Source organism: Streptomyces sp. MS06 (assembly GCF_047200655.1).
GTDB lineage: Bacteria > Actinomycetota > Actinomycetes > Streptomycetales > Streptomycetaceae > Streptomyces.
In genome coordinates this window covers 115,519-141,722 of record NZ_JBJZOJ010000012.1, presented here as the reverse complement: position 1 = coordinate 141,722, position 26,204 = coordinate 115,519, and the positions used below count along the sequence as shown (strand labels likewise).

The following is a 26,204-nucleotide window of genomic DNA, read 5'->3' as shown; positions in this document are numbered from 1 at the left end:
TTCCTTCCCCCCCCCCCCCCCCCCCCCCCCCCCCGGCCACCCGGTTCACCGACCGTCGGGTTCACCGACCGGCACGCGGGGCGGCCGAGCGGGACACCGAGTCGGCACCGGAGCGGGACACCGGACCGGACACCGGACCGGACACCGGGCGGGCGGTGCGCTACTCCACCGCCCGCCCGGTGAGCGCGCTCAGACTGCTGCGCACCTGGTCCATCTGCGTACGTACGTCGTCCCAGCGGTCCCCGTGCTCGCGGAGCACCCGCTCGGTCTCGCGCGCGAGGCGGTCCTCCTGCACGCGCGCGGCCGCCAGCAGCTCCGCCGCGTGCACCCGCGCCTCCTCCCGGCGGCGGCGAGCGGACCGTTGCGCGTCGGCGAGGACCCGCTCCGCCTCGTGCAGCGCCGCCTCGGCGCGCGCCGCCCGCTGCTGCCGGCACGCGTCCAGCGCGTCCCGGCGCCGGGCCGCCTCCCGTTCGGCCGCCGCGTACCCCTCGGCCTGTTCCTTCTCCTGTGCGGCGCTCAACCCCGCGGCCCGCTGCCGCATCTCGCGCGAGGCGGCCAGGGCCGCCCGCCGGGTCTTCTTGACCTCGCGGCGGGCGGCGATCCGGACCCCGTCGGCTTCCTCGCGCGCGGCCCGCAACCGCCGGTGGACGTGCTCCCCGGCGTCCGCGCGCAGCGCGTCGGCCGCTTCCTGCGCGGCCCGGCAGACGTCGGCGGCGCGTTCCGCCGCCTGTTCCACCTCCCGGCGCGCCGCGTACCGCGCCTGCTCCCGCACGGCCGCCGCCTCCTCCTCGGCGAGCCGGAGCACACGCTGTGCGCGCTCCCCGAGCGACGCGTACGTCTGCGGGGCGAGCCCGGCGACCTGCTCCCGCAGCCGCTCCGCCTCCGCCTCCATGTCCCTGGCCAGGACGGTGAGGCGCGCGGCGCGCTCCCAGGAGGCGTCCCGGTCCTCGGCGAGCGCGGCGGTGAACGCGTCGACCCGGCCGGGCCGGTAGCCGCGCCCCCGGACGGTCGCGAAGCCGTGCGGCGATCTCGATGCGCTAACCATCCCGGAGCCCCTCTCCGCCTGATCCACTCGATATGACCTATGCGCACATACGTGTATGAACGACGTGGCGCATATCCTTATGGATCAGATGTAAAGGTGCATAACGCGACACTCCGTGCGCGGGTCACGGTCGGCGCGCGCATTCGGCTCCGGGGCCCCGCACCCGCCCATGCGAAGAGGGGGGTCGGAACCGTTCCGTGCGAACGGTTCCGACCCCCTCTCCGGACGGGATGTCAGCGCCGGTGTGCGGCCCGCCGCCTCACAGCAGTCCGTCCCACATCTGCTCCAGCAGCACCGACCACCAGCTCTCCGGCGAACCGAGCGCAGCCGGGTCCAGCGAGGCGAGTTGCGCCTGGAAGTCGACCGTCCAGCGGCCGGCCTGCTCCTGGTTCAGCCCGAACCGGAGCCGCCACATACGCCCGAGCAGCCCCAGGCAGCGCTGGAACTCCGGCAGACCGGTGTTCACGAACTGGGGCGCCGCGGGCGCACCGCCGGGACCCGCCTCCACCGGCACCGCCACGATGTTCGCGGTGCCGTACTGGACGCAGACGGCCTTTCCGAAGTCGCTGCCCATGACGAGGTACGAGCCCGCGTCCGAGGCCGGCTGCACCCGACGCTCCGCGGCCAGCTCGGCGAGCGTGGGCACCGGCCGCCCCGGCTGGGCCTGGGCCCAGAAGAACGGGCCGACGTCGACCGGCAGCCCGGCCGTCACCAGCGTCTGCGCCACCACCGGCGGGACCCCCTGCCGGGACACGGCCGCCTGCTCGAAGCGGTACACGCCCGGACCGAACGCCGCCGCCAGTTCCTGACCGATCGCCTCCGGCGGGACCGGCGGTGCCGGTTGCACCGGCGGCAGCGGCGCCCGTACCGGAGCGGGACGCGCGGGCCCATCGGCGACCTGATGCAACTCCCCCTGGTGGGAGAGCAGTTGCTGCATGCCCTGCTGCCGGGACGCGTGGTCGGTGCCGTACGGGGCGATGCTCGCGAGCCGCGCCTGGGGCCACTGCTCCCGGATCATCCGCGCGCAGTACGCCCCCGGGAGCTCGCAGGGCTCCAACTCCGTGTGCAGTTCGAGCACCTGGTCGGGCGGCACGTTCAGGGCGCGCAGCTCGTGGAAGATCTGCCACTCGGGGTGCGGCGTGCCCGGCGCCGAACGCCGGATGAGCTGCTGCTCGGAGCCGTCGGGCGCACGGTAGCGCAGCACGGCCTGGTAGCCGGGGCCGACCGTGGGCTGCCCGGGGGGCTGCTGGGGGTACCCGTACCCCTGCGGTGCGCCTGGCACCGGGGCACCGGGCGGCGGGCCCGCGTGCGGCGGCGCCGGCCGGGGTGCGCCGACGCCCGGTCCGGGGCCGCCGGGCACACCGGGAGCGCCGGGGGCGCCGGGGGCGCCGGGGGCGCCGGGGGCGCCGGGGGCCTGCGGCGGCGGAGGCACGCCCGGTCCGCTCACCGGGGGCGCGGCCAGCACGGTCTCCGCGTGGTGCACGGCACCCGGGGCACCCCCGGAGGAAGCCTGCGGGCCCGGAGCAGCGGCGGCACCAGGAGCGCCGGGGAACCCCGGCGCACCGGGAGGGGTCGGAGCCCCCGGCCCCTGCGGGGCGCCGGGAGGTTGCGGGGCGCCAGGAGGTTGCGGGGCGCCAGGAGGTTGCGGGGCGCCCGGCCCCTGCGGGGCGCCGGTCGGGCCGGTGCGGCCGGGGTCGGCGAACATCGTGGCGGCCTGGTGCACGCCCCCCGGAGGCGTACCGCCGGGCGGGTTCGGCGCACCGGGAGGCCGCGGCACGCCGGGCGGCGTCTGCGGGGCACCCGGAGGCCGGGGCTGCGCGGGGCCGGGAGTGCTCTCGGGACCCCCGGGACCCTCGGAGCCCCCCGGACCCTCGGGGCCGAGAGCCGACACCAACTGCGTCGGCACGTAGCCACCGGCCGGCGCGCCCGGCGCACCGGCACCGGCCTCGGCACCGGCACCGGCGGGCTCGGGCGAGCCACCCGGACGACCACCCGGCGCTCCCGGTGTTCCCGGCGCTCCCGGCACTCCCGGTGCTCCCGGTGCGGGAGGAGGGGGCGGCGGGACGGCGCCGCGCCCCCGGCGGGGCGGCGGCTCGGCCTTGCTCGTCGCGGCGTCGGCGATGTCCCCGGCATGCGGGGCGAGCGGCCGCGCCGGTCCACCCGGACCTGCCGACCGCCCCGGTCCGCCCGGTCCGCCCGGGCCTGCCGGGCCGACAGGCGGCTGCGGGCCGCCGGTTGCGGGCGGACCGGGCGGACCCGCCGCCGGCCCGCCGGCAGTGGCGCCCGGAGCACCGGAGCCGCCCGGGTACCCGTAGGAGGGCGCGCCGGGGGCGGGCGCAACGGGTGGGGGCGTACCCGGGGCGGCAGGTCCCTGCGGAGCGCCGTACGGCTGCGGGCCCTGCGGCGGGGGCGGGGTGCTGCCCGGCGCGGGGCCGGCCGGCGGACCGGCCGCCGGACGCGCGTCGTCGAGCACCGGCGCGACCGCCGTCGGCGGAAGCCGGCTGCCGCCCGACATCAGCGCGGTCTCTGCGTCCGGCGGAGTCCTGTCGTCGGCATCGCTCAGCGGGGGCGCGAACACCGTGGCGGGCAGCGGGACCGAACGGTCCTCGCCGGCGTCCGCGTTGGTGTCCGTCCCCGCCCACGGGGTGGCCCCCGCCGGCACGTCCGGCTCGCCGCGGACAGCGGGCGCGTCCTGCACGGCCGGCGCATCCGGCACCCTCGCGGCGCCCACCGGGTCCTGGACGCGGGGCGCGTCCTCCTCCCCCGTACGCGCCCCCGTCGAGGGCGCCGCAGACCCGGTCATGGCCCGGGACGCCTCCGCCACGGCCTCCGCGGCGTCCCCCCGGCGGTCCGGAATGCCCAGCTTGTCCGCCGCCTCCTGCAACCACTCCGGCGGACTCAGCAGGAACGACGTCTGGTTCAGGTCCACCCGGGCGGCCGGCGGCGGTACCGCGTCCTCGGGTTCGGACGCACGTCCGTACTCCTCCTCGTACCGCCGGATCACCTCACCCACCGGCAGGGCGGGCCACAGGGAGGCCTCGCCGCTGTCGCGGGCGATCACCAGGCGCTGCGCGCCGCCGTCCGAGCGCGGCCCGTCCGGGCGGTCCTCCGCCCAGACCACGAAACCGAGTTCGAACTCCCGTACCCGCGCCACACGGTGCTGGTACGCCGGCACGTCCCCGTTGACCCACTCCTCCGCGCGCTCCTGCGCCTGCGCGAACGTCACCATCGAGAACTCACTCCCCTGCCGCAGGGTCCGCCGTCAGCGGCACGGCGTGCGCGAAGCCGCCGTCCACCATCAGATTCGCCACCGTCTCCAACTCCGGCGGACGGCCCGCCAACCGCGACAGGAAGGCGTCGAAGTCCTCCCCGCACGGCAGCAGCAGCCGCTCCACCCGTTCCGCCACCGACCAGGCCGGATCGACGTCCCGCGCGTCGTCGTACGCGCAGAACCAGACCGAACCGACCCGGTCCCCCTTGACCTTCACGGCCAGCAGGCCGCCCTGGACGAAGGCGACGCCCAGGTAGTCCTTGGTGAGATGGTCGCGCAGGCACTTGTTCACGTACACCAGGTCGTTGACCGCGGCCTCGTCGCGCACGGTGAAGAACGGCTGGTCGACCAGCAGTCCCAACTCCGCGTCGAGCGCGGCGCCCACCGGCGCGCAGCCCCCTGCCGCCTTCAGGAACGACCGGTAGGCGCCCGGCAGCCGGTACCCGAGGTCCTCCTCGACACCGAGCACCTGCTGCTCGGTCACCGCCACACCCGACTTCGGCAGACCGAGATGCACCGGACGCGTCTCCTGCAACGGCCGCGTCCCCCGCTTGCCCTGGTCCACGGGCGCGGTCGCCAGACCGCCGTGATGCCGCAGCAGCGCCTTCACCTCGACCGGGACCAGCTCCAGCCGGCGCGAGCCCACCACGTGGTGCCACGTCCAGCCGTGCGGCGTCGCCACGTTCGACACCGTGTCCCACAGCTCGTGCCCGCTCGCCGCGAGGGCCGCGTTCGCCGACACGTAGTCCGTCAACCGCAGCTCGTCGACCCCGAAGCCCTCCGGGGGTTCGGCGATCTGCGCCGCCGCGCGCGCGTAGGGCGAGAAGTCGGGATAGCCGCGGTCGTCCACCCGCACCCCTCCCGGGTGACGGGCGGCCCGGACCGGATCCGGGAAGCTCACTACCTGCCCGGCATAAGCCGCGTTCGGCGGCACGGTCCGTCCTCCGGCCTGACGGCCGGGAGGTTCCCCCAGCCCGAGCCGACCTGTCGTCATGGCGGTTGCCCCCTGCGGCACTCTGTACGGGCCGTGACCGCCGAACCCTGCCGAGCCCGGCTCACCACGCCCCGTATCCGACTGTCTCCAACGGTCTGCAACGCGTTGACCGCGCCCACCGCGGTGCCGACAGCCTATGCGGTACTCCGGCACCGGTCACCGGCCGTCCACCTGCGTGACCAGCCGTCACCTCACGGTGACGACACGCTCAGCCCCGGGCGTGTCGGGCCGCCCCAGCTTTCCCACAGGGCAGGCGATTTGGCACTCTGTGTCGTCCGAGGGAAGCTCGGAAGGGGATGACGATCATGAACGCCACGCAGACAGGGCCGCTCGCAAAACGGCACGAAACACCACAGAAGACCCCGCACAACGGCCCCTCGGGCGACCCCCGCGTGGGCTGGAGCTCCACCGAGACCCCCCGACCCCCTACTCTCCGTCACCGCCGCGACGGCATCCTCCCCACCGTCGCCGCCGCCCTATCGGTGCGCGGCACCACCCTCACCGGCACCGCCGCACGCGGCGACCGGCCCCCCACCCTGCACCCGCTCGTACAGGACTTCCTCGACGCCCTCACCAGCGCCCAACGCGACCGGTTCACCGGACGCTGCGCCGAGGCACTCCTCCTCTCCCGCCACATCGCCGCCGCCGACTCCGCCCGCAGCAAACGCGCCGCCCGCAAGGCCATGACCAACGGCGAGGCCCGCAAGGCCCTCAAGCACGCCAAGCTGACCGCGCGCCACATCCGCGAGGACGGAGACCCGCTGCACGGCGCCTACGCCGCCCCCTGCCGGGCCTGCGCAGCCCTCAGCGCCCACTTCGGCGTCCGCATCGTCGACCCCGCCGAAGCGGGAGGCTGACCCACCCTTCCCGGGACAGCAGCCGGCGACGGCGAGTCCCGCACCCACCGGCACCCGTCCCGGCCCCCCACGGCCGTCCACGGCCGTCCCCCCAACCGCCCCGCGCGGGCACCCCCGTCCTCACCCCGACCCCCCACTTCCAGCCGCACCGGACACACACAGGGCACATGCACCCCGACCGCACCTCCACCACCCGCTTCCCCGTCCCCGTCGACGCCGCGCTGCGCGACGCCGGCTGGCAACCCGGACGCTGGGACATCAAACAGGCCGAGATCTGGGCCGACACCCTGCGCGAACACCTCTCCCCCGCAGGCCACCGGCACGCCGTGTTCCCGGCGGCGGTCGAGGCCTGGGCCGAGTTCGGCGGCCTCCGCATCGCCGCCAGAGGCCCGGGCCGCCAGGTCGCCCCGACACCCGTCGACCTCGACCCCCTGCACGCCCTGCACCTGGCCCGCACCCTCGGCGACCTCGGCCGCGCCCTGGACAGCGAGGTCTGCCCGCTCGGCAGCGAGGCCGGCAGCGAGGCCGTCCTCGCGATCGACACCGAAGGCCGCGTCTACGCCCTCGACCACACCGGCGACTGGTACCTCGGCCCCGACATCGACCACGCCCTGACCTGCCTGCTCACCGGCACCGAACCGGCCCGCCTCACCACCGAGTGACACCGCCCGGGACCCTGCACCCCCGGCGCCCCCGCAGCCCGCGCGGCCACGACGCGCGTCCCCCGCGTTCCGTGGCCCCGCGTTCCGTGGCCCGCGCGGCCGTGCCTCTGCGGATGCCCGCCCGCAGGGGCACGGCTCAGGGTGCCGCCCTGCTCCACCGTCGACCCCAAGGCGCTCCGGAGCAGCAACAGCGGTCGCCGCAGGGGAGGCGGACGCCGTGCGGTGCCCGGCTCAGGCGGCCTTCGCCCGGTTGTACGGATGGCACGGGCAGGTGCAGCGCGGCACCAGCACAAGGCCCGCACCGCCCGGCAGGGGAACGTCGTCGGTCCGGCGGCAGTCACCGTGCAGGCCCCGGTACCCGGGACGGTGCGCCACTCCGCACTCCGCGGACATGGTCGACGTGTCCGGAGCGACGGAACCGGTCATGGCGCACCCCGGCTGCGGCGGTTGGCCTCCCGCGCCCCGGCGCACAACCGCACCGGGCCGTCCGTGCAGCGCGGGCAGGTGCAGGGCGGAGGCGCGGAGAGCGTCTCCGGCACGTCGGGAGCCTCCACGGTGTACTTCTCCCGCACCGGAGTACGCGTGCCGGATTCCCGGTCGATCCGGTACACCGCGATGGTCATCGTCATCGGACGACCCCCTGATCCCGTTCCGGCACGCCCGCACCGGGGCCCGGCCGAGGGCAGGTGCAGTCGGGCCCGTCCACTTGGCCCCCGCGGGGCATGAACGCCGCCAAGTCGGCAGGCGGCAGCACCCACCGAGGACCGGGCAGAGGCCGCACCGCACGGGGCGCCCCGGCAGCCGGAACAGGCCGCCCAGGCCGGTGACCCGCCCCCGACCCCCACGTGTACGGCGCCGAACCCCGCGGGGCCACTGCGGGCAGCGGGCCGGATGCGTCGAGAGCACGACGCCCGTGGAGGAACGCTCTCAGCCGTTCGAGGGTCGTTCGGATAAGGTCCGTCACGTCATCGCTCCTTCGAAGCGCTGGCCACGCCCCCGGATCGTTCGCCGCGATCGCGGGGGTCCTTACGCGCGTCCATTCAACCGATCCAGCGCGTGCCTGCGGGAGTTGACCAGCGTTGACTACACTGGGAAGTCAACGGTCAACACCTTCCGGAGCAGGAATGGGCGACTTCGCAGCGCGAGTCCGGGCAGCCCTGGCGGAACGGCGCTTGACCATGCGCGGTGCCGCCCGCGCCCTCAACTACGACGTCGCCTATCTGAGTCGCGTCCTCAACGGAAAGCAGTCCCCGTCCCCGCAACTGGCCGAGGGACTGGAGGCTCTACTCGAAACGAACGGCGAACTGGTCGCCCTTGCGGCTCGCCCCGCCCCGGCGGAGGAGAGGGTCTCGCCCGAGCGCGGGCCGACCCTCGACGAGGGCCGGGGTGAGGGATTCGCGAACGCCATTCGCGACATGTCGCAGCGTCTCGTCTCCCTCGACAACGAAAGGAACGGCTTACCCGTCGCAGACGTGGCCGCACGCGCCTTCAAGTCCGTTCATCGCCGGATGGGTGCCGGTGCATACGACCGCCGAGCGGAGCACGATATCCAGGCGGCGGCAGCAGAGTTGGCGGAAGTCGCCGGATGGACCCTGTTCGACGCCGAGAGGCACGGTGCAGCCCGCAGGTTCAATCAGGAAGCGCTCTTCCTGGCGAGGCTTTCGGGTGACAGCTCGATCGAGCTGCTGATCATGCAGAACATGGCCATGCAGGCCGGATGGACAGGGCGCCCCCGCGAGGAGTTGGCAATCGCGCGTTCCCTCATCGAGCAGGGTCGTCTCTCCTCGCGTACCGAGGCGATCTTCAGAGTCCGCGAAGCGAAGGGGCTGGCCGGATCGGGGCAGGAAGCGGCGGCCGGCCGATCCTTCGACCGCGCGCGGTCGCTCATCCAGGAGAGCGTGGGTTGCCGTGACCCGCACTGGGCATGGTGGGTCACCGCAAACGAGATCGACGGACACCAGGGGTTCGCCTTCCAGGAGGCGGGGCAGTGGGAGAAGGCAATTCCCCACCTGCGGAGGGCTCTGCACGGTGGAGGAGGGGACGCGGTGGGGTACAGGGGCATTTCCGCCGTCCGGCTGCTGGGGTGTCTTCTGCGAGTCGAGGCCTGGACGGATGCCGAGGAGTTGGCGGCGTCACTGGTCCCGACCGTCGGCGAAACGGCCTCCGCACGTACGCTCAGCCTGCTGGGCGCCACGGTCCGGCGGGGAATCTCGCTTCCCGGAGCACCCATGGGTGTCCGTGACGCGCTCCACGGCATTTCGGACGCGTTGGAGGAGGACCCCTACGCCCTCTGAACCTGGCCGGGTGAAGAACCGCCTTCCCGGCTTCCGTTCCCGGCCCGGCGAAGACGACGCCCAGATGCCGCGCAGCGCCCACGGCGCGGTTCCGGCAGAACCCGCGGACGCCGGCCGTACCCGCTCATGGACGCGCGCCGGACGCGCTCACTCCTAGACCGCGGCCGCGGTCGCCGGGATGACCGCCGACACCCGGAAGCCGCCCGCGTCCGTCGGGCCGGACAGGAAGACCCCGCCCAGCGCCACGACCCGCTCCTCCATGCCCACCAGTCCGTTCCCGCCGGACGGCAGGCGTGCCGACGAGGCGGACGGCACGGTCGGCGGCGGCTCGTTCTCCACCTGCATCGCGATCTCCGACAGCCGGTGCGCGAGCCGTACGTAGGTCTTGGCGCCTGCCGCGTGCTTGTGGACGTTGGTCAGCGCCTCCTGCACCACCCGGAACGCGGTCTGCTCGACCTCCGGGGCGTAGGGCCGGGACTCCCCCTCGACCGAGAGGTCCACGGCCATGCCCGCGGCCGCCGACTGCCCGACCAGCTCCTCCAGCTCCTCCAGGCACGGCCCCTCCGTACCCTCCCCGGGGTCCTGCGCCCCCCGCGAGGCCGCCGCGGCCGCGGCCTGCCCCACCGCGGCGAGCGGCACCGCGGGCGGCGGCGAGGACACCGCGGCGGTCGGCGCACCACCGGCCGAGGACGCATCGCCGCCGGAGCGCGCACCGGCACCCGAGGGCGCACCCGTGCCGGAGGGTGCACCGGCACCCGAGGAGGCACCGCTGCGCAGCACCCCGAGCATCTCCCGCAGCTCGGTGAGCGCCTGCCGGCCCATGTCGCCGACCAGGGCCGCGTTCCGCACCGCCTTCTCGGGGTCCTTCCGCGCGACCGCCTGCAGGGCCGCCGCGTGCACCACCATCAGGCTCACCCGGTGGGCGACCACGTCGTGCATCTCGCGTGCGATCCGGGTGCGTTCCTCGCCGCGGGCCCACTCGGCCCGTTCCTCCGCGCGCTCCGCGAGGAGCTGCAGTTCGCGCTCCAGGCTGTCCGCCCGCTCCCGCAGGCTCTCCATCAGCCGTCGCCGCGCCCCCACGTACAGCCCCAGCAGCACCGGCGGGGCGGTCAGTCCCAGTGACGTGGTGATCGCCGCGAAGGGGACGAACCATCCGCCGACGGTCACGTCCCCGTGCGCCATCCCCTGCCGCACCCGCACCACCGACACGATCAGGGTGCCCAGCAGTGACATCCCGGCGAGCGCCGCCGTGATGCGGCGCGGCAGCTCGGACGCGGCCAGCGTGTAGAGGCCCACGATGCCCATCAGGAAGCCCATCCAGGCCGGCATCACCGCGATCGCGACCAGCACCACCGCGATCGGCCACTTCCGCCGCACCAGCAGCACCGAGCCGGCCAGCGCTCCGAACACGGCACCGGCGGCGACCGGGATTCCCGCGTCCCGCGCGAACGGCACCCCCTCCGCCGCGCACTCCGCCGCCGACACCAGCGCCAGACCGACGTCCAGCGCGGCGCTGCGCCAACGCGCCCACCACCAGGGCCCGGTGCGGGCCGCCGCGTGGCCTTCCCCCGTCGTGGTCATGTCCCCCAGCCTACGGGCGGGATGCGGGGCTTTTCCGGCGAGTTTCCGCTACCCGCTTAGACCACACGGGGTGGTCGCATCGCAGCGAAACCCGCCGGTAGCACGCGAACCGGTGAACTCCGGCCGCCAAGGGGTGCCATGTGGCCGGCGTTCAGGGGTGCCCTGTGGCCGGCGTTCCGGAGGGCCGCGGCCGGTGGCGTCGCATGGAGGGGTCCGGGTACGGCATAGTGTGGGGTGCCGAATCGGCGGTCCGTCCGACCGCCCGGTCCGGTCGGGCGCGATCCCCCATGGTGTAACCAGGCAGCACTGAGGGTTTTGGTCCCTTAAGTTCAGGTTCGAATCCTGATGGGGGAGCTGCCGGCGGGCGTTCCCTGACCCCCGCGTCAGGGCCGACCGCCCTGTCGCCCCGGAAACGCCCCGGTATTCTGCGGATGTCCACCCCCTCCTCATCCACAGCCGAAGGGCAACCCCGTGAGCGCCATCCGCCCGGCAGCCGTAGTCGTACTCGCAGCGGGTGAGGGCACCCGTATGAAGTCGGCCACACCCAAGGTCCTGCACGAGATCTGCGGCCGCAGCCTCGTCGGCCACGTCGTCTCCGCCGCCAGTGAGCTGGACCCCGAGAACCTCGTCGTGGTGGTCGGCCACGCGCGCGAGCAGGTCACCGCGCATCTGGCGGAGGCCGCGCCCGGGGTGCGCACCGCCGTGCAGGAGGAGCAGAACGGCACCGGGCACGCCGTGCGCATGGGCCTGGAGGTGCTGGGCGGGAACCTGGACGGCACGGTGATCGTCGTCTGCGGGGACACCCCGCTGCTCACCGGCCGGACGCTGCGGGAGCTGGCCGGCACCCATCTGGAGGACGGCAACGCGGTCACCGTGCTGAGCGCCGAGGTGCCGGACGCGACCGGGTACGGCCGGATCGTGCGGGACGGGGCGAGCGGCGCCGTCACCGCCATCGTGGAGCACAAGGACGCCACCGAGGAGCAGCGGGCGGTCCGGGAGATCAACTCGGGGGTGTTCGCCTTCGACGGCCGGCTGCTGGCGGACGCGCTGAAGCAGGTCCGGACCGACAACAGCCAGGGTGAGGAGTACCTCACGGACGTGCTCGGGATCCTGCGGCAGGCCGGGCACCGGGTGGGTGCCTCGGTGGCCGGTGACCACCGCGAGATCGCCGGGATCAACAACCGGGTGCAGCTCGCGCAGGCGCGCCGGACGCTGAACGAGCGGCTGCTGACCGAGGCGATGCTCTCCGGTGTCACCGTGGTCGACCCGGCGTCCACGTGGATCGACGCGGAGGTGACGTTCGAGCGGGACGCGGTCGTGCACCCGGGCACGCAGCTCCACGGTGCGACGCACCTGGCCGAGGGGTGCGAGGTGGGCCCGAACACCCGGCTGACGGACACCCGGGTGGGTGCGGGGGCCCGGGTGGACAACACGGTGGCGAACGGCGCCGAGGTCGGCCCGCAGGCGTCGGTGGGGCCGTACGCGTACCTGCGGCCCGGGACGCGGCTGGGGGTGCGGTCGAAGATCGGCACCTACGTCGAGACCAAGAACTCGGAGATCGGCGAGGGCACCAAGGTGCCGCACCTGTCCTACGTCGGCGACGCGACGATCGGCGAGTACACGAACATCGGCGCGGCGAGCGTCTTCGTCAACTACGACGGCCAGACCAAGAGCCACACCACGGTCGGCTCGCACTGCAAGACGGGTTCGGACAACATGTTTGTGGCTCCGGTCACGGTCGGGGACGGTGCCTACACCGCCGCCGGCTCGGTGATCACGAAGGATGTGCCGCCCGGTTCGCTGGCCGTGGCCCGTGGCCAGCAGCGGAATATCGAGGGTTGGGTGGCCCGCAAGCGTCCGGGCAGTGCGGCCGCGAAGGCGGCCGAGGCGGCCGCCCGGGAGGACGGCGGCGCGAGCTGACCGGAAACGCGTACGTTCAAGACGGCGTACCGTGATAAGTGCACACCCGCACTTCACCAGCTGAGACGGCCTCGCGCGCCTGGCGGCGAGGCCTGCTCGACACCCAGCTGCGACACCACACCTCTGAGGAGACAGTGCTGTGACCGGGATCAAGACGACCGGCGAGAAGAAGCTGATGTTCTTCTCCGGCCGCGCCCACCCCGAGCTTGCCGAGGAGGTCGCCCAACAGCTGGGTGTCGGGGTCGTCCCGACGAAGGCCTTCGACTTCGCCAACGGCGAGATCTACGTCCGCTACCAGGAGTCGGCGCGCGGTGCGGACTGCTTCCTGATCCAGAGCCACACGGCTCCCATCAACAAATGGATCATGGAACAGCTGATCATGATCGATGCGCTGAAGCGGGCCTCGGCCCGCTCCATCACGGTCATCGTGCCGTTCTACGGTTACGCCCGGCAGGACAAGAAGCACCGCGGACGTGAACCGATCTCGGCCCGGCTGATCGCGGACCTGATGAAGAGCGCCGGTGCGGACCGCATCCTCACCGTCGATCTGCACACGGACCAGATCCAGGGCTTCTTCGACGGCCCGGTGGACCACCTGTTCGCGCTGCCGCTGCTGGCGGACTACGTGGGCGACAAGGTGGACCGGGACAAGCTGACGGTGGTGTCCCCGGACGCCGGCCGGGTGCGGGTCGCGGACCGGTGGTGCGACCGGCTGGGCGCCCCGCTGGCGATCGTGCACAAGCGGCGCGACAAGGACGTGGCGAACCAGGTCACCGTCCACGAGGTGGTCGGCGAGGTCGAGGGCCGGGTGTGCGTGCTGGTCGACGACATGATCGACACGGGCGGCACGATCTGCGCCGCCGCCGACGCACTGTTCGCGCACGGTGCGGAGGACGTCATCGTGACGGCGACGCACGGGGTGCTGTCCGGCCCGGCGAGCGACCGGCTGAAGAACTCCCGCGTCGGCGAGTTCGTGTTCACGAACACCCTGCCGACGCCGGGCGAGCTGCACCGCGACCTGGACAAGATCACGGTGCTGTCGATCGCGCCGACGATCGCGAGCGCGGTGCGCGAGGTGTTCGAGGACGGTTCGGTGACCAGCCTGTTCGACGAGCAGTGAGGTTTCTGCACAGCCCTCACCGCCTTCGCGGCTGATCGTTTTGGGTACGGCCTCCGGATCCGGGTAAACTGTCGCAGTTGCTCGGCGAGGGAGGCCGTACCGCTTCTCCGGCTGTTCCGGAGACCGTACGGCGGTCCGTTATCGACGCGCTCTTCGTAGCAGGCCGTTCGTGGCCGGGTGACCCCGTCCGTTTTCGACTTCTACGAGGAGTGACGACCATGTCCGAGGTGAAGATCGCCGCCGAGTCGCGGACCGAGTTCGGCAAGGGCGCCGCGCGCCGCATCCGCCGTGCCGACCGGGTTCCGGGTGTGCTGTACGGGCACGGCACCCAGCCGGTGCACGTGACGCTGCCGGGCCACGAGCTGCTGATGGCGCTGCGCACGCCGAACGTCCTGATCGCGCTGGACATCGACGGCAAGACCAACGAGCTGGCCATCCCGAAGGCCGTGCAGCGCGACCCGCTGAAGGGCTTCCTGGAGCACGTCGACCTGCTGCTCGTGCAGCGCGGCGAGAAGGTCAACGTCGACGTCCCGGTCCACACCGAGGGCGAGCTGGCGCCGGGCGGCAACCTGCTGGAGCACGTCCTGGACGCGCTGCCGGTCGAGGCCGAGGCCACGCACATCCCGGAGTCGGTGACCGTCTCCGTGGAGGGCCTGGAGGCGGGCGCCGCGGTGCACGCCAAGGACATCAAGCTGCCCGCGGGCGTCACCCTGGCCGTCGAGGGCGACGCCGTGGTGCTCCAGGTGCTGGCCGCGCAGGTGGAGGAGGCGCCCGAGGGCGCCGAGGGCGAGGGCGAAGCGGCCTCCGAGGCCTGATCCCCCGCCGTATGACCCGGCCGGCCGCCGTCCCGTGCGGGGCGGCGGCCGGCGCGTATCCGTGGACGCAGCCGAGGAGAGATGGTCGTGAGCACCGCTGGCGAGACGGCCCCCGCCGATGCCCCCTGGCTCGTCGTCGGGCTGGGCAACCCGGGGCCCGAGTACGCGATGAACCGGCACAACGTGGGGTTCATGGTGGCCGATCTGCTCGCCGAGCGGATCGGCGGCCGGTTCAAGCGGGCCGGCCGGGCGCAGGCGCAGGTACTGGAGGGGCGGATCGGCCCGCCGGGCCCGGCGAACCGGCGCGTCGTACTGGCGAAGCCGATGTCGTACATGAACCTCTCGGGCGGCCCGGTGAACGCGCTGCGCGAGTTCTACAAGGTGCCGCTGTCCCATGTGGTGGCCGTGCACGACGAACTGGACATCGACTACGGGGTGCTGCGGCTGAAGCTCGGCGGCGGCGACAACGGGCACAACGGGCTGAAGTCGCTCACCAAGGCGACGGGCCGGGAGTACCACCGGGTGCGGTTCGGCATCGGCCGGCCCCCGGGGCGCATGCCGGTGGCCGACTTCGTGCTGCGGGACTTCTCCTCTGCGGAGCGCAAGGAGCTGGACTACTTCGTGGACCGTGCGGCGGACGCGGTGGAGTGCCTGGTGATCGAGGGGCTGGAGCGGGCCCAGGACACGTACAACTCCTGAGCCGGGCTCCGCGCCCCGGCTTCCGGACGGCCGCGGCCGGCGCACCCCGGCGCCGGCAGGGCGTCGCTCTCCGGCCGGCAGGGCGTCGCACTCGGGGCCGGAGGGCGTCGCACCCCGGCCGGCAGAGCGTCGTACCGGCCGGCAGGGCGTCACACTCCGGCCAGCAGGGCGGTCTCCGCCTCCCGGGCCGCCAACTCCCTTGTGCAGTCCCGCAGCAGCGTGTGGACCGAGAAGCGGTCCGGGACGTCCTCGCGGACGAGGTTGTGCTCGATCAGCGCGTCGAAGTGGCGTTCCACCTCGTCCTGCGGAAGTCCGGTGACCGCGGCCGCCCGGGCGATGTCGTGGGACGGGTCGGGGTGGCCGCAGAGGACGCGGCTGAAGTGCCGCTGGGACGAGTCCAGATGGTCGTACGACGCCGCCAGCACGGCCATCAGGTCGCGGTCGCCGGTGCGCAGGCACCGCATCCGCTGCGATCCGCTCGCGAGGCGGTCGGCCAGGTCGGCCACGGTCCAGGCGGGGCGGTCGCGCAGCCGGGTCGCCGCGATCCGGACGGCGAGCGGCAGCCTGCCGCACAACTCGACGACCTGCGCCACCCGCTCGGCCTCGCGCCCGGCACGCGGCTCTCCGACGATCCGGGCGAACAGTGCGACGGCGTCCTCGTGCGGCAGCACGTCCAGGCACAGCGGCCGGGCGCCGTCGAGCGCGGTGAGTTTGCGGCGGCTGGTGACCAGGACCAGCGTGCCCCCGGCACCGGGCAGCAGGGGCGTGACGGCGGCGGTGTCGGCGGCGTCGTCCAGGACGACCAGGCAGCGGCGGCCGGCCAGCCGTGAGCGCCACAGGGCGCTGCGCTCCTCCAGGCTGGGCGGGATCGCCTCGGGGGCGAGCCCGCTGGCCAGCAGGAGGGTGGCGAGGGCCTGTTCCGTCGGCACGGGCGTGTGGGTGGCGCTGACGCCGCGCAGGTTGACGAAGTACTGGCCGTCCGGATATTGCCGGGTGACCAGGTGGGCGAGGTGCACGGCGAGCGTGGTCTTGCCGACCCCGCCCATGCCGTCGATCGCGAGCATCACGGGCGAGCCCGGCTGCCCCTGCCGGGCGGCGGCGAGCAGGGTGTCCAGCTCGGCGGAGCGGGCCGTGAAGTCGGTGAGGCCGTGCGGCAGGAAGTTGCGGGACGGGCCGGACGAGTCGGCGAGCGCCGGCCGCGCGAGGGCCGTGTGCGGGTCGGCGCGCTCCCCGGGGGCGTGCACGTTCGGCGAGTTGGCCAGTATCTCCGCGTGTAGACCACGCAGCCGGGGGCTGGGCTCCAGGCCGAGCTCGTCCACCAGGTAGCGCCGGCCCTCGTCGTACACCGCGAGGGCCTCCGCCTGCCGGCCGCTGCGGCACAGGGCGATCATCAGACTGCCGCGCAGCGAGTCCCGCAGCGGGTACTCGGCGATCAGCGCGTGCAGTTCGCCGACGAGCGAGCCGGCCTCACCCGCCTTGAGCCGCAGTGTCATGAGGTCCTCGATGACGGTCAGCCGCTGCTCGTTGAGCTTGACCGCGGCGCCCGTGACCGCCGGGCACTCGATGCCGGCGAAGGCCTCTCCGCGCCAGAGGTCCACGGCGGACTGCAGCAGGCGGATCGCCTCGGTGTACCGGCCCTCCCGCTCGGCCGTCCGGGCGGCCCGTACGCGGGTGGTGAAGCGGTGGGCGTCGACTGCCTCCTCGGGGACGACGAGGCAGTAGCCGACGTCCACCGTGACCAGGCTGGTCTCGGCTCCGGCCGTGGCGAGGATGCGGCGCAGGTCGCGGATCGCGTTGTGCACCTGCGGCCTGGCGGACGGCGGCGGGTCCTCCCACAGCTCGTCCACCAGCAGACCCACCGGAACGACCCGGTTGGCGTTGAGCAGCAGCAGGGCGAGCAGCCGCTGCTGCCGCATGCCCCGGACGCGGACGGGCTCACCCGACTCACGCGTCTCCAGCGGCCCCAGAACCAGGAATTCCATCTCTTCGTCCCCCTGTGCGCCCGGTACGCCCCGTGCTCCCTCTGCGGCAGGCCTCTCCAGTCCCCGGTCCTTCTCAGCCGCCCCAGGTGACGTCGCGGGCGAGGGCGATGGCGGTCGTACGGGTCTCCACGTGGACGGCGCGCGCGGTGTTCCGCGAGGTGTCCGCCACCGTCACGACGGTGGCCATTCCGGCCACCGCGACGAGGCAGGCTATGACTCTTCTGGAAAAACGGGCGCCCAACGCAGCGTTCCTCTCTCAAGGTGCACCAGGGCGGAAGACCGCAGAACAGGTGCACGAGGTGCGGAATCACTCCCCCCGGAGCAATTCCCGCCGACCTCGGTCCCGGTCGGCGCCCCCACTATGGCCGCCATGGGGGTCGGGCGCACACACGGGACGGCTGGACGGAACATGCTATGGCCTAACCCGTCCACCCCGACCTGGGGTGATGCGGGGTCAGTCGTCCCACCAGGGGCCCGGTACGAGGACCACCTCGGCTCCGGACACGGCGTACTCGCGCACATCGGAGCGGCCCGCGAAGGCGCCTTCCACGAGCCGGACGGCGATCTGCTCGGCGGCGACCAGGGAGGGTGCCAGCAGGAAGATCCCGAGCGTCACACCGCCTCCCGGACGGGGGTGGACGGACACGTGCTCAAGTCCGCACCCCTCCTTGCCCGCGGCTTCACCCGCCCGTTGCGCGTACGAGGAGATGATCGCAGCGAGGCCGGGCGGTTCCGGCACACCGGCCGGCGCCCTCAGGCGCACGTGAATGAGATACATGCGTTCGTCTTCGGCGTCGGTTCTGCGGCGGTGTGGGTTTCCGTCGGCGAGGAAGTCCTCTGCGAGCACTTGCCACCACCCTACAAAACGCCTGTCACGTGCGACTTCCGGGCGCGCGCGATTCGGCCGCCGCGGGTCCCGCGTCCGGCGCGCGGACGTCCCGGGAACGAGCGGTCCTCCCGGGCGGGCGGCGGCCGAGCGCCCCAAGATATTGAATCCCGAACTGATGTCCAAAATCTTACCTAACTGTTATGCAGCATCCCTCCGGTGTTCAGGGTCGGTAATAGGCTCGAGGGGACCAAAGTTTCGAACGCAACGTGCGCGGTGCGTGGTGATGTCGACAAGGGGATCGCATCATGCTGGACGCCCTGGGGCTGGATACCGTGGCCGAAGCCGTGTACCGGGGGATGCTGACCGGCCCCCGGGGCGGCGTGAAGGCCCTGGCGACCCTGATCGGACTGACGGTGGACCAGGTCAGGTGCGGCCTGGACCGGTTGAGCGAGCTCGCGCTGATACAACCCTCCGCCGTGGAGGGCATAGGGTTCCGGGCGATCGGCCCGGAGGCGGCGATGGAGGTCCTGCTGGCGCGCCAGCAGGCGGAACTCGCCGCGCAGCAGTTGCGTGTGGAAGTGTCCCGGGCCGCCGCGGCCCGGCTGATCGCCGAATGCTCCTCACTGCGCCCGCGCCCGCTGGACACCGAGTCCGAGCAGCTCATCGGCCCGGAGGCGATCCGGGAGCGGCTGGCCGAACTCGCGGAGTCGACCCGGCACGAGGTGGCGACGTTCGCACCCGGCGGTGCGCACTCGGCCGAGGACCTCGCGGCCAGCCGGAAACCCAACGCGGCACTGCTGGGGCGCGGAGTCCGGATGCGGACGATCTACCTGGACAGCGTGCGCAACGACCAGCCCACCCTCGAACACGTCACCTGGCTCAACTCGCTCGGCGGGCAGGTGCGCACCACGGCCGACCTGCCGATCCGCATGATCGTCTTCGACTGCGCGCGGGCGGTGCTGCCGATCGACACCGACAACGCCCGGGCCGGCTGCGTCGTCCTGCACGGCGCCGGGACGGCGGCGGCCCTGTGCGCGCTCTTCGAGAGCGTGTGGCACACCGCCACACCACTCGGGGCCCCTCCCAAGTGCGACGCGAAAGGGATGCCGCCGCAGGAGCGGGCGGTGCTGAAGATGCTCGCCCAGGGCTGCACCGACGAGGTCATCGCCAAGCGACTCGGGGTCTCGGCACGCACCGCCCGCCGTATTTCGGCCACCCTGATGGAACGCCTGGACGCCCGCAGCCGCTTCGAGGCGGGCGTCCGCGCCGTGCAGGACGGCTGGCTCCCCGCCTCCCGCTGACGGCGCGGGCGCCCGGTGACCCGTCGTCATTCGGCGTTCTGGCGCGCTTCCCGCCGGTCCGCCAGCAGCAGCGCCACAGCGGGGACCAGGGTGACGCCGTAGACCCAGAGCACCCAGCCGAAGGAATGGGCGAAAGCGCCCGGGACCAGGCCGTGGCGCCGCTCGGCCGCCTGCTCCAGGACCACCGTCACCACGGCGATCGCCACGGCACCGCCGATCCGCTGGATCAGGTTGAGCTGCGAGGAGGCGTCCGGGATGGACTGCGGCTTGATCGACTCGAACGCCCGCGTCATCGCCGGCACGATCGTCAGACCCGTGCCCAGGCCACGCACCACCAGGCTGGCGCACAGCAGGACGTAGGACGTGTCGGCGGACAGCGTGGTCAGCGGGAGCGTCGCCACGATCGTCAGCGAGATACCGAGCACGACGGTGGCGCCCCCGCCGATCCGCTTCATCAGGACCCGGCACAGCCAGGCCGCGCACACCACGCCGACCCCGCCCGTCGACATCAGCAGGCCGGTCGTGACGGCCGTCTCGCCGCGGGCGCTCTCGAAGTACAGCGGGATCAGCATCATCGGCGAGTACAGGACGAAGCCGAGGCAGAAGATGTTGATCGCGGACACCCGGTACACCCGGATCGCGAACAGCCGCACGTCCAGCAGCGGGAAGCGGGCCCGCAGCCCGCGCACGACGAACACGGCACCGCTCGCCACCGCCAGCGCCAGCGGCACCAGGAAGTCCGCACGGCCGCTCAAGGCATGGGCGGAGAACTCGTGGATGGCGAGCACGGTGCAGACCGTGCACACGGCCGACGACACCAGGCCCACCACGTCCAGCGGCTTCACCTGCTGCCCGGCCGGCGCGTCCCTGCGCACCCAGCGCAGGGTCACGAACAGCAGTGCCGCGCACAGCGGGACGTTGACGGCGTACACCGCCCACCATCCGCCGGCCCCGACGAGAAGGCCGCCGATCGTGGGGCCGAGCAGCGGGCTGATCAGCATGACGCTGCCGTTCAGCGCCTGGACGCGCCCCAGGTGCTCGCGCGGCACGCCGCTGGTGAGCAGGATCGTGGAGACGGGCGTGAGCACACCGGCGGCGGCACCCGACACCCCGCGCGAGACGACGAGTTCGGTCAGGCTCTGGCTGAGCGCGCAGGCCGCCGAACCCAGCAGGAACAGCGTCGTCGCACTCGCGAAGACCCGCCTGACACCGAACCGGGTGGCGAGCCAGCCCGTGGCCGGCATGGCGGCGGCCAGGGCGATCAGGTAGACGGTCACCACCCACTGGACCTGGTTGATGTCGCCGAAGCGGGCGGTCGTGTCCTTCAGGGACACGTTGACGATGGTGGTGTCGAGCAGGGCGATGAAACCGCCGGTGATGGCGGCGGCCATGGTGAACTTGGTGGGACCGGACGGGGCTGAGCTCTTCTGCCCGGTGCCCTCGGGAGGGCCCGGGGTGCCCTCTTCGGTCCGTGCGGTCAGCGACATGGGTGAACGTCCTCGGGGATCAGTGGGGCGGCGGATCAACGGGAAGGGGGGCGGGTCAGCCGGTGTGGACGAGGGCGTGCTCGACGTCGTCGAGGACGGCGTCGCTCGCTTCCAGGGCGCCCGGGCGCCGCCGGCAGGAGAGGGTGACCTCGGTCTCCTCGCCGAACTGGCAGGTACTCAGGAACATCTCGGCGTAGGGCACGAGCATCGGCAGCGTGAAGAAGGCGGTGGGCCGGAAGTCGTCGGTGCGCAGCTCCTCGACGTCGACGGGGCCGTGGTCGGACACGATCGCCGTGCACGGGAAACGGGTGCCGTCCAGCTCCTGCGCCTCGCGCAGACTGTTGGCGAAGGGGTTGCTGCGCAGGAAGTCCTTCTCGAGCGAGGCCACTTCACGCTTGCTGAGCAGGGCGCGCAGGACCTGTCCGTGCAGCCGCTTCCAGTCGTCGTCGCGCCGCAGGTCCAGCACCAGCTGGGACGTCAGGTTCGCGGTGGAGCGCACCGCGCGGTCATGGCGGCGCAGGTCGACCGGGACGATCAGGCGCCCCGTGTCGGTGGCCAGGTGCCGGGAGACGGCCGCCGCCACGCGCGCGGTGACCGCGGACGGCGCGGCCGGGACGCGGCGGCGGTTCCACAGCGGCGTGCTCTCGGCGGGACCGCGGCCGAGGATCGCGGGCAGGCCGCCCAGCCGGGCGGGCGGCTCGGCCCGCGGCACGGTGCCGGCGGCCTTGCGGAAATGGGTGTCGTCGACGACCGCCCCGGCGCCCAGGGGCTCCTCGCCGCGCAGGATGCGGAACACGTCGGCGATCCACTGCCGCAGGCCCCGGCCGTCCGTGACGATGTGGCTCGCGCGGACGACCAGCCGGGTCCCGGACGGGCCGGCCGACAGGCCCACCTCGCACACCGGGCCGGTGACCACGTCGAGATCGCCGTGGAAGAACGGATGGTCGGGACCGGCGCCGTCGGGCAGCACCCGGACCGGCGGGAGCGGGCCGTCGGCGCGCCAGGCCGTGGCACGGCGGCGCACCGCCAGGCCGGGACCGACCAGGACGGCGCCCCGCACGGCCTGCTCCAGCGCCTCGGCGTCGATACGGCCCACGCCCTCGACGACCATCTGGATCAGCTGCGGGGTGCCGGTTGCGGCGGCGTTGAGGTAGCCGCGCTCGATCTGCGAGATGCGGCGCTGGTAGGGCCGGGGAACCTGGTCTGTGGCTGTTGCTGTCATGCGGGCTCCAGGGGGAGGACGGCCGGGCGTCCGGGGGACTGCCGCCACCAGCGGACCCGCGCGGGTCCGGCGGCGGCGAGGGCGAGGTGCAGGTCGGGGCGTTCGGGCGCGAGGGTGGCCGAGCACACCCGGTAGGACGGGAGGTTGGTGGGGCGCCAGCCCGGCCGCCAGTCCGGCAGCCGGACCCCGGCGAAGGTCTCCTTCGTCAGGTGCGAGGCCTTGATGAGCGCCTCGCACTCGGCGAAGTCCCGGATGCCGGCCGGTTCCCGACGGCCCAGCAACTCGCCCAGCCACCGCATGGCGCCCGGACGGTACCGCTCGTCCTGCAGGTCGACCCCCACGTGCGGTCCGGTGGACAGGGCCACCGCGCTGAAGTCGTCGCAGTGCGCCACCGAGGCGGCCGCGCCGAGAGCCGGGACGCTCCAGCGTCGGTGGGCGTCCCTGGCCAGGTCGGCCGCGGTGAGCCCGACTCCGTGGAGGGTGGCGACGGCGTCGAGGACGAGGGAGCGGCCGGAGGCGTTCAGGCGGTGCCCCGTGCGGTCGCGCGGGAGGCCGTGGTGCCGGGTGACGAGGCAGTCGATCACGGCGGGCCGGTGGCGCGGACCGTCCGGGGCCGCGGCCCCGGACGCCCCTCCGGCCCGACCGGCCCCGTCCCCGGACCCCCACCGGACCGTGCGCAGCCGGCCGGAGCCGGCGGGCGACCGCCGGTCCGGGGCGTGCGACGGCCCGTCCAGCGGGTCCGGCACCGGCTCCGTCGGCCCGCCCATCACGCCCCCGTGTCGAACACGGCCGCCGCGTAGCTGCCGCCGTGGGCGAAGCTGGACAGCAGCACATGGCCCCCGGCGTCCCCGTTGAGGGCCGCCGTCAGGCCGAGGGCGCCCGCACTGCCGTAGGTCTCGCCGAGCAGGGCCTTCGGCGCCAGGACCGGGCGGTCGGACAGGCCCGCGTGCTTCATGGCCTGCCGCTCGGCCACGTCGACCAGCGTGTAGCCGGAGGCCGCCGAGACGACCGTGGCGATGTCGGCCGGACCGGTGCCCGCCTCCGCCATCGCGGCGCGCAGCGAGCGCGCCCACGCCTCGCCGTCCCGGCCGAGGCCGCCGATGCCCACCGACTCGCCCGAGGCGCCGAAGCCCTTCACCCGGGCCAGCACCGGGGCGTCCCGCAGGGCCGCCGACCGCTCGCTCTCCAGCAGGATCGCCGACGCGCCCTCGGCCAGCACCATGCCGGTGCGGGCGCCCGGGACCACGTGCGGCGTGCGGGCGTAACCGGGGAGGCCGGCCCGGGTGGCGAGCGCCTGCTCCGGGAACTCGTCCGCGATGACGACCATGATGCGCTCCGCCGCGCCCCGGGCGATCACGCGGGCCGCGAGCTGCAGCGCCAGGACCGAGCTCGTACCGCCGTTGGCGATCGTCGCCGTGTAGCCGCGGTAGCGGTTCAGCATGGCGACATGGCCGGCCGCCGCGTTCACCACCGTGTTGGCGAACAGCGACGGGTTGGCGCCGGTGATGCCCTGCTGCAGCATGCCCTTGTGGAACCGCAGCACCGAGGTCACCGGGCCGTAGCCGGTCGCGAACACGATGCCGGTGCCCTCGGCCTCCGCCCTGGAGGGCTTGCCGTGGCGGCCGTACAGGTCGGCGACCGCCGCGGCGGCGAGCAGGCTGAGCGGGTCCATACGGCGGACCCGGCTCGGGTTGACGCCCCGGGCGGCCGACCGGATGTCCACGCGGCCGACCGGGACCTCGCCCACGCCCTCGACGTGCTCCAGCCCGGTGAAGCAGGCGCGCTCCTCGGCCAGTGCCTCGAACAGCGCCTGGGTGCTGCCGGCGGCGCCCGCGAGGCCGGCGGTGCCCGTCACCACCACGTCCTGGACCTGCTCGGTGCGACGCGGCGAGCCACCGACCCGACCGGGCTTGTGGATCACCACGGAGGCGTTGTTGCCACCGAAGGCGAAGGAGTTGGACAGGACCACACCGGGCTCGGACGGGCGCCCCGTCTCCGGGACGATGTCCAGGCCGAACGGTGACGGGACGCCCCGCGTGTTGATCGTCGGGGGCAGCATGCCCCGGTCGACGGCGAGGGTGCTGACGACCGCCTCCACCGCACCGGCCGCGCCGAGCGTGTGGCCCACGATCGACTTCGTCGAGCTTGCCGGCGGGACGTCGGCGCCGAACAGGAGCTTGACCGCCTTGGGTTCGGAGGCGTCGTTCGCGGGGGTGCCGGTGCCGTGCAGGTTGAGGTAGTCGACGTCCGACGGGCCGAGGCCCGCGGTCTCCAAGGCCTGCGCCATCGCCGCGCAGGCGCCCTTGCCGCTGGGGTCGGGGGCGGTCTGGTGGTAGCCGTCGCAGGAGAGTCCGTAGCCGCCGAGCTCGGCGAGGACCCGGGCGCCCCGCGAGGCGGCCCGGTCGGCCGCCTCCAGCACCATGAACCCGGCGCCCTCGCCGAGGGTCAGGCCCGTGGAGGCCGACATCGGCGAGCAGGGCTCGGGGTCCAGGGCGCCCAGCGCGCTGAAGCCGTACGCCGACAGGGAGGCGAGCGGGTCCACGCCGCCGCAGACGACGTAGTCGACGTCCCCCTTCCACAGCAGCTCGGCCGCGTAGCCGAGGGCGACCGCACTGGCGGCGCAGGCGTTGGACAGCACCACCCGCGGGCCGCGCAGGTCGAACTCGGCGGCGATGAAGTCGCCGACGCACGGCAGCTGGGAGGCGGCGGCCTGCTCCGCGTCCAGCGTGCCCTCGTGGACCAGGCCCGCGTGGACGCCCTCCAGCGTGGGCATGGCGCCGAGGCTGGAGCCGACCACCACCGCGACCCGGTTCCGGTCGACGGCGTCCAGGTCCAGCCCGCTGCCGCGCAGCGCCTCGCGGATGGCGGTGGCCGCGAGGCTGTAGCAGCGGTCGAGACCGGCCGCCTGCGGGCTGGTGACCATGCCGGCCCACTGGGTCAGCAGCTCGGAGGCGTCGAACAGGGTGTTGGTGCGGATACCGGAGGTGCCCGCCGTGATCGACGACCAGCCCTTCTCGACGTCCTCACCGGCTCCGGTGATCAGTCCCAGGCCCGTGAGGGCGATTCTCGGCGTACCCATCAGGCGATCCGGGTGGTGAGGGAGCGGGCGATCACCCGGGGCAGGGTGGCCGTGCGCAGCGGACGCTCCGCCGACTGCTCGTCGAGGCCCGCCAGTTCGAGGCCGGGAACCCAGAACGGAGCGTCCAGCAGGGCGAGCACCAGCTCCTCCTCCGGGTTGGCGGAGGGCGCCTGCCACAGGATCGTGCCCGCCGGCCGGCCGGCCGCGGTGACCTCGGTGCCGGGGGCGAAGCGGCTGTCGGCCGGCGCGGCGAGCGCGGTCACCCTGGCCGTCTCGGTGGTCGGCTTGACCAGGCCGTCGGAGCCGCGGAACTCGCCGACGCGCTCCCAGTCGACCATCCAGGACAGGTCGGCCGCGGCCACCGAGAGTCCGGCGAAGCCGGCCGCGAAGACGCCCATGCCGGCCTCGGCCTGGACCCGGGCCAGCCCCTCGGGGCCGACGGGGGCGCCGCCCTGCTCCTCGACCGCGGCGAGCGCGGCCGCGTGGGCGGTCTCGGGGGCGTTGGTGAGCAGCAGGTAGCCGTACTCGCCGGTGGTGCCGACGCGCGCCAGGTGGGCCAGGGCGGCCTGGTCGTCGGCGAGCGTCGCCTCGGTGACTCCGTGCAGGGTCAGGCCGGAGATGTCGAAGTCGACGAACCTCGAGGCCACCGACCAGGCCGTCGGGCCCTCGAAGGCCGTGGCGCCCCAGCCCTCCGGCTCGACGTCGATCTCGACGCCCGCGGGGAGGTCCAGCTCCGCCAGGTAGGCGCCGAGTTCCTCGGCGGTGACCTCGGTACGGGGCAGCAGCCAGGAGTCGTCGCCGATCTCGAAGTGCAGCAGGACCGCGAACGGCGAGCCGTCCTCGTTCAGTGCCAGAGCCTCGCGGACGGTGTCCGGCTCCACGAACTCGGCCGACTTGGCGAGGAACTGGTCCAGCAGGCTCAGCCGCTCGTCCCCGGTGATCCGCACGAAGGGGGCGGTGATCCGGTAGGAGCCGACGGTGGTGCGGACGGTGGCGTAGTCGTCGGCCTGGGTGCGGGACGCGGCAACGGAGGTGGTCATGGTGTG

At 73.8% G+C, this 26,204-nt stretch carries 20 protein-coding genes; 8 read left to right on the top strand and 12 right to left on the bottom strand.

Annotation, left to right across the window (positions count from 1 at the left end; translation table 11 throughout):
* Positions 1-160 precede the first annotated feature (160 nt).
* From ACL02U_RS08865 to ACL02U_RS08855, 3 genes are all read right to left on the bottom strand, one after another.
* On the bottom strand, positions 161-1,045 hold the full coding sequence (locus ACL02U_RS08865) for a cellulose-binding protein (RefSeq protein ID WP_412790119.1): 885 nt from the start codon (positions 1,043-1,045) through the stop codon (positions 161-163).
* Positions 1,046-1,304: 259 nt separating this feature from the next.
* Positions 1,305-4,274: an SUKH-4 family immunity protein gene (locus ACL02U_RS08860; RefSeq protein WP_412790118.1), complete on the bottom strand. Its 2,970-nt coding sequence runs from the start codon at positions 4,272-4,274 to the stop codon at positions 1,305-1,307.
* Between the two features lie 7 nt (positions 4,275-4,281).
* The gene (locus ACL02U_RS08855) at positions 4,282-5,310 is read right to left on the bottom strand and encodes an SMI1/KNR4 family protein (protein ID WP_412790117.1); all 1,029 of its coding nucleotides are present in this window, start codon (positions 5,308-5,310) and stop codon (positions 4,282-4,284) included.
* A 296-nt stretch (positions 5,311-5,606) separates the two neighbouring features.
* Between ACL02U_RS08855 and ACL02U_RS08850 the strand changes: the two genes are divergently transcribed.
* Both ACL02U_RS08850 and ACL02U_RS08845 read left to right on the top strand, forming a co-directional pair.
* Positions 5,607-6,167, top strand: coding sequence for a YwqJ-related putative deaminase (locus tag ACL02U_RS08850; protein WP_412790116.1), 561 nt, complete (start codon positions 5,607-5,609; stop codon positions 6,165-6,167).
* 167 nt (positions 6,168-6,334) lie between these two features.
* On the top strand, positions 6,335-6,829 hold the full coding sequence (locus ACL02U_RS08845) for an SUKH-3 domain-containing protein (protein WP_412790115.1): 495 nt from the start codon (positions 6,335-6,337) through the stop codon (positions 6,827-6,829).
* 422 nt (positions 6,830-7,251) lie between these two features.
* On the opposite strand, the gene ACL02U_RS08840 is transcribed toward ACL02U_RS08845, so the two are convergent.
* Entirely contained in the window at positions 7,252-7,458 is a 207-nt protein-coding gene (locus tag ACL02U_RS08840; RefSeq protein ID WP_412790114.1) for a hypothetical protein, read from the bottom strand.
* Positions 7,459-7,953: 495 nt separating this feature from the next.
* Between ACL02U_RS08840 and ACL02U_RS08835 the strand changes: the two genes are divergently transcribed.
* On the top strand, positions 7,954-9,123 hold the full coding sequence (locus ACL02U_RS08835; protein ID WP_412790113.1) for a helix-turn-helix domain-containing protein: 1,170 nt from the start codon (positions 7,954-7,956) through the stop codon (positions 9,121-9,123).
* 153 nt (positions 9,124-9,276) lie between these two features.
* Here the strand turns inward: ACL02U_RS08835 and ACL02U_RS08830 are convergent, their stop codons facing one another.
* Entirely contained in the window at positions 9,277-10,704 is a 1,428-nt protein-coding gene (locus ACL02U_RS08830) for a sensor histidine kinase (RefSeq protein ID WP_412790112.1), read from the bottom strand.
* Positions 10,705-11,175: 471 nt separating this feature from the next.
* On the opposite strand from ACL02U_RS08830, the gene glmU reads away from it, so the two are divergent.
* From glmU to pth, 4 genes are all read left to right on the top strand, one after another.
* Complete coding sequence (gene glmU / locus ACL02U_RS08825; RefSeq protein ID WP_412790111.1) at positions 11,176-12,624, top strand: bifunctional UDP-N-acetylglucosamine diphosphorylase/glucosamine-1-phosphate N-acetyltransferase GlmU; 1,449 nt, start codon at positions 11,176-11,178, stop codon at positions 12,622-12,624.
* 139 nt (positions 12,625-12,763) lie between these two features.
* A complete protein-coding gene (locus ACL02U_RS08820; protein WP_412790110.1) occupies positions 12,764-13,744 on the top strand; it encodes a ribose-phosphate diphosphokinase in 981 nt (326 codons plus the stop codon).
* A 218-nt stretch (positions 13,745-13,962) separates the two neighbouring features.
* A complete protein-coding gene (locus ACL02U_RS08815; RefSeq protein ID WP_412790109.1) occupies positions 13,963-14,559 on the top strand; it encodes a 50S ribosomal protein L25/general stress protein Ctc in 597 nt (198 codons plus the stop codon).
* A gap of 87 nt (positions 14,560-14,646) precedes the next feature.
* A complete protein-coding gene (pth, locus tag ACL02U_RS08810) occupies positions 14,647-15,258 on the top strand; it encodes an aminoacyl-tRNA hydrolase (protein WP_412790108.1) in 612 nt (203 codons plus the stop codon).
* Positions 15,259-15,407: 149 nt separating this feature from the next.
* On the opposite strand, the gene ACL02U_RS08805 is transcribed toward pth, so the two are convergent.
* On the bottom strand, positions 15,408-17,240 hold the full coding sequence (locus ACL02U_RS08805) for a BTAD domain-containing putative transcriptional regulator (RefSeq protein ID WP_412790107.1): 1,833 nt from the start codon (positions 17,238-17,240) through the stop codon (positions 15,408-15,410).
* A gap of 454 nt (positions 17,241-17,694) precedes the next feature.
* Complete coding sequence (locus ACL02U_RS08800; protein WP_412790106.1) at positions 17,695-18,018, bottom strand: hypothetical protein; 324 nt, start codon at positions 18,016-18,018, stop codon at positions 17,695-17,697.
* 356 nt (positions 18,019-18,374) lie between these two features.
* Here ACL02U_RS08800 and ACL02U_RS08795 point away from each other — a divergent pair, with 356 nt between their 5' ends.
* Positions 18,375-19,370, top strand: a complete 996-nt coding sequence (locus ACL02U_RS08795) for a LuxR C-terminal-related transcriptional regulator (protein ID WP_412790105.1) — start codon at positions 18,375-18,377, stop codon at positions 19,368-19,370.
* 26 nt (positions 19,371-19,396) lie between these two features.
* Here ACL02U_RS08795 and ACL02U_RS08790 read toward each other — a convergent pair whose 3' ends face one another.
* From ACL02U_RS08790 to ACL02U_RS08770, 5 genes are all read right to left on the bottom strand, one after another.
* Positions 19,397-20,857, bottom strand: coding sequence for a DHA2 family efflux MFS transporter permease subunit (locus tag ACL02U_RS08790; RefSeq protein ID WP_412790104.1), 1,461 nt, complete (start codon positions 20,855-20,857; stop codon positions 19,397-19,399).
* A gap of 55 nt (positions 20,858-20,912) precedes the next feature.
* On the bottom strand, positions 20,913-22,079 hold the full coding sequence (locus ACL02U_RS08785; RefSeq protein WP_412790103.1) for a hypothetical protein: 1,167 nt from the start codon (positions 22,077-22,079) through the stop codon (positions 20,913-20,915).
* A complete protein-coding gene (locus ACL02U_RS08780; RefSeq protein ID WP_412790102.1) occupies positions 22,076-22,663 on the bottom strand; it encodes a hypothetical protein in 588 nt (195 codons plus the stop codon). Before ACL02U_RS08780 ends, ACL02U_RS08785 begins: the two co-directional genes overlap by 4 nt.
* A gap of 182 nt (positions 22,664-22,845) precedes the next feature.
* Positions 22,846-25,158, bottom strand: a complete 2,313-nt coding sequence (locus ACL02U_RS08775) for a beta-ketoacyl synthase N-terminal-like domain-containing protein (protein ID WP_412790101.1) — start codon at positions 25,156-25,158, stop codon at positions 22,846-22,848.
* The gene (locus ACL02U_RS08770; protein ID WP_412790100.1) at positions 25,158-26,198 is read right to left on the bottom strand and encodes an aminomethyl transferase family protein; all 1,041 of its coding nucleotides are present in this window, start codon (positions 26,196-26,198) and stop codon (positions 25,158-25,160) included. The genes ACL02U_RS08775 and ACL02U_RS08770 overlap by 1 nt, the downstream gene beginning before the upstream one ends.
* Positions 26,199-26,204 lie beyond the last annotated feature (6 nt).